The organism is Microcoleus sp. B4-D4 (genome assembly GCF_036705185.1).
In the GTDB taxonomy this organism is placed as follows: Bacteria; Cyanobacteriota; Cyanobacteriia; order Cyanobacteriales; family Microcoleaceae; genus Microcoleus.
In genome coordinates, this window is sequence record NZ_JAUBTX010000029.1 from 82956 (window position 1) to 87297 (window position 4342).

2 protein-coding genes are annotated in these 4342 nt (G+C 49.9%); both read right to left on the reverse strand.

The window, feature by feature from the left end:
• On the reverse strand, positions 1-4076 hold a 4076-nt coding region (locus tag QUB13_RS20240; RefSeq protein WP_333383957.1), incomplete at its 3' end, for a DUF4347 domain-containing protein.
• A gap of 78 nt (positions 4077-4154) precedes the next feature.
• Positions 4155-4342, reverse strand: a 188-nt coding sequence (locus QUB13_RS20245; RefSeq protein WP_333383958.1) for a hypothetical protein, incomplete at its 5' end; no start/stop codon positions are given.

Below are 4342 nucleotides of genomic sequence, written 5' to 3' on the forward strand. Positions count from 1 at the left end.
ATATCCGTTGTGCCGTCTAATACTTGGATTTCTGGTAATGGTGTAGCTGTGACTGATGCTGAAATCGGGAAATCAAAGGGATTTTCATCGCTGTCATCATTGACAAATTGCAACGTACCTGATTTATTTCCGGCTGTGGCTGTATCTACTTGAACTTGCACATTTGCACTCGCGCCGGCGGCGACAGTTGCAGGTAAATTTCCGACTATGCTAAATCCGGTTGGTAAGGTAAGGTTGCTGAGGTTTAAAACTGCTGTACCGAGATTTTTGACGGTAAAGGTTTTGTTGAGAGTGGCGCCAACTGTGACACTACCAAAGTCGATCGCACTTGTTGTACCATCAACTATATCTGTTGTGCCGTCTAATACTTGAATTTCTGGTGCAGGCGCGTTGTAAGTGACACTATTATCCGTACTTGTACTGACAGTATTGTTATTGCCTGCTGCATCGGTAACGCCATTAGCTTTGATGCTAGCAACCACATTGCCACTACCTGTGATACCGTTGACTGCAACTGTGTAAACCGGGCCGCTACCTGTGATGGTTGGTGTTAATGTTCCCGTTGCTGTACTTGTACTTAAGTCGATATCGGTAGCATCGAAACCGGTGACTGGTTCGCTAAAGGTGACGGTAAAATTAATTGGTGAAGTTGCAGTTGGGTCGGTTTGTGCTACTGCTTGATTGATGGTGACGGTTGGTGCAGCAGCGTCAATTACTATTGCTTTATTCGCGCCTAATGAGTTAGTGGCGGCGGGTGTTGGTAATGTTAAAACGGCATTGTTGGTAGCAGCATCTTGAATTGTGCCGCCGTTGAGTGCCAGGGCCGCAGTTGAGAGATAATCTAGGTCTGCATTTGTATCTCCTGCTGCTACTGTGTAATTAAAAGTGAGGGTGTTAGTACCGCTACCAGAGGCAAAGTTGATGGGGCTGCCTGCACCTCCTGTGGCTAAGGTTAGTTGCGGTGTGCCTGTGACGGTGATGGGTTTGCTGAAAGTAACAGTAATGGGAATGACTTGACCAACTGTGTATGTGCCATCAGTTGTGGGGGAGGTGATGTTGTTAATAGTTGGTGCAGCAGCGTCAATTACTATTGCTTTATTCGCGCCTAATGAGTTAGTGGCTGCGGGTGTTGGTAATGTTAAAACCGCATTGTTGCTAGCAGCATCTTGAATTGTGCCGCCGCTTAGAGATAAGGCAGTTGTGGAAAGATAATCTAGGTCTGCATTTGTATCTCCTGCTGCTACTGTGTAATTAAAAGTGAGGGTGTTAGTACCGCTACCAGAGGCAAAGTTGATGGGGCTGCCTGCACCTCCTGTGGCTAAGGTTAGTTGCGGTGTGCCTGTGACGGTGATGGGTTTGCTGAAAGTAACAGTAATGGGAATGACTTGACCAACTGTGTATGTGCCATCAGTTGTGGGGGAGGTGATGCTGTTAATAGTTGGTATAGCAGTATCAATTACTATTGCTTTATTCGCGCCTAATGAGTTGGCGGCTGCGGGTGTTGGTAATGTTAAAACGGCATCAGTAGTGGCGGCATTCTTGATAGTTCCGCCGCTTAGAGATAAGGCAGTTGTGGAAAGATAATCTAGGTCTGCATTTGTATCTCCTGCTGCTACTGCGTACCGGAATGTTAATGTGTTGCTGCCTGTTCCTGAGAGGTAATTGGCCGTGGGGGTTGCACCGGCTAAAGCAAGTTGCGGTGTGCCTGTGACGTTGACTATTTGAGAGAATTGAACGGTGATGTCGATGTTTTGACTGATGCCGTAAGTGCCGTCTGCTGTTGTGGCCGTAACATTGGTGATGGTAGGTACGGGGTTGATTGTAATGTCGGCGGTTTCGGTGGCAATGCTGAAAACGCTGGATGTGGTGTTGGTGGCTAAGTCTGTGGTGTAGTCTGCTGTAGCGCCGTTGGTGCCTGTAATTCGATCCCAGGCGGCAAAGGTGATGGCGTTGGTAACAGTGCCGTTATAAGCTGCGTTAGGGACAAATCGGATGCGGGTGTTGGGTTCGCTGGCTAAGAGTAAGGCGTTGGTGGCTGAAACGGCTGGGGCGTTTGTCCAGGTTGTGCCGCCGTCAGTGGTGTATTGCCAAGTGCCGTTGGTGGTGTCTAGGGCATTGATGGCGATGCCTTGGTTGGCGCTGGCGTTGGGATCTGTGATGCCTGCGCTGCTGCTGATAATGGCGGAGATTAGTGTGCCTGTACTGGCGCTGTCGCCTTGGTTTTGGGGGTTGAGGGTTGGCGTGCCGCTGTTGTCTAAAACGGGGGAGTTGTTGACGAGGACGCTGACGGTGATGGGGGTGCTGGGGCCGGTGCTGTCGTTGGCTGTGTAGGTGAAGGTGTCAACGCCGTTGAAGTTGGCGTTGGGGGTGTAGAGGATGTCTCTTTTGGGGTCGATCGCGATCGCACGGACAAGACCATTCGCATTCGGGCTGAAGGTGGCATCGGTGGCACCTGTGGTGGGGTTTAATTTGGCGATATAGTTGCGGAAACTGCCCCCGATGTTGTTGAAGTCACCGCCCACTATGGGGTTGCCGCTGCTGTCTAGGGCGATCGCACGGACAAGATTATTCGCATTGGGGTCAAAGGTGGGATCAGCGGCACCTGTGGTGGGGTTTAATTTGGCGATATAGTTGCGGGCACTCCCACCGATGTTGTTGAAAAAGCCGCCCACTATGGGGTTGCCGCTGCTGTCTGTGGCGATCGCAAAGACACCACTATCCGCATTGGGGTTGAAGGTGGCATCGGCGGCACCTGTGGTGGGGTTTAATTTGGCGATATAGTTGCGGGCACTCCCACCGATGTTGGTGAAAAAGCCCACCACTATGGGGTTGCCGCTGCTGTCTGTGGCTATCCCACGGACAAGATTATCCGCATTGGGGTCAAAGTTGGCATCGGCGACACCTGTGAAGGGGTTTAATTTGGCGATTCGGTTGCGGGCAATGCCGCCGATGTTGGTGAAGTTGCCGCCCACATAGGGGTTGCCGCTGCTGTCGATCGCGATCGCACGGACATCCATATCCGCATTGGGGTTGAAGGTGGGATCGGCGACACCTGTGGTGGGGTTTAATTTGGCGATATTGTTGCGGGTACTGCCACCGATGTTGGTGAAAAAGCCGCCCACATAGGGGTTGTCGCTGCTGTCGATCGCGATCGTATAGACAATAGCAGCACCATTCACATTGGGGTCAAAGGTGGCATCGGCGGCACCTGTGGTGGGGTCTAATTTGGCGATATAGTTGCGGGTACTGCCGCCCACATAGGGGTTGCCGCCCACATAGGGGTTGCCGCTGCTGTCGATCGCGATCGCATAGACATCCATATCCGCATTCGGGTCAAAGATGGGATCTACTGTCCCATCGCTATTCAACCGAGCGATAGAGTTGCGTGCAACGCCGCCGATATTGGTGAAAAAGCCGCCTACATAAATCCCGTCATTAATAATAGCTGTGCCGTTGGTGGGGGGGATGGCGATGCTTTGGACGTTCAGTCTGCCCGTTCCCGTGTCGTTGGCTAAAACATCGATCTGGGTGGAAGTGGGTGTGCCGCTGACGAGTAAGGCTTTGTTATCTGCCGCCCCTGTTGGTGCTAGGGTGTAGCTGTAATTGGGAACGTTCAGGGGTTGGGTTTCTATGTTGCCGATTTTTACTTCTAGTTCCCAGTCTCCTCCGGCGGCTCGGTTTCCGGTTTTGTTCTTGGATGCGGCGATGTTTGCGCCTGTTAGTTGATGCAGTTTTTGGATGAATTGTAATCCGGTTTCTGTGGCGGCGACATCACATCCGTAGAGGAGGATGTCGGCATTTTTTGTTAAGGCTTTACCCCACTGTTTAATTTTGTGGCATAATTGGGGTAAGTTTTGATTGTTTATGGTTTCTGAGCCGAGAATTAAGTTACCGGGGCTGCCGTGAGAGAGGATATGAATTGATTTTATATCGCTGAGATTAGCTAAGGTATTGGTAATTTGTTCGATACCGCTTAAGTTTTCACTTAAAATGAAAACTTGAGCGCCATTGGCGCTTTCGCTCAGGCTTTGATAATCTTGTACGGAGGAGTCTACAAAAATAATTTGCTTATTCATGGTTGATTACCTGTTAATTTTTGTCCTGTACAGTCAAAATTACTCAGTTTCCAGTTGGTAGTTTGTAAGAAAAAATTCTCAGAAATTGAGTTTAAATATTTTTAAAGTTTGTAAGTAGTCTGCACCTGAAGAGAAGAAGCCGATCGCAAATGCGACCTTGCTGGAACATAACAGGCGATCGACATTTAAATAGGGCTTGCTGAATAAGCCTAAAACCCTTACCTCAAAAGACTTTGACTCGCGTTCGGCGTAGACAACGTGTAAGA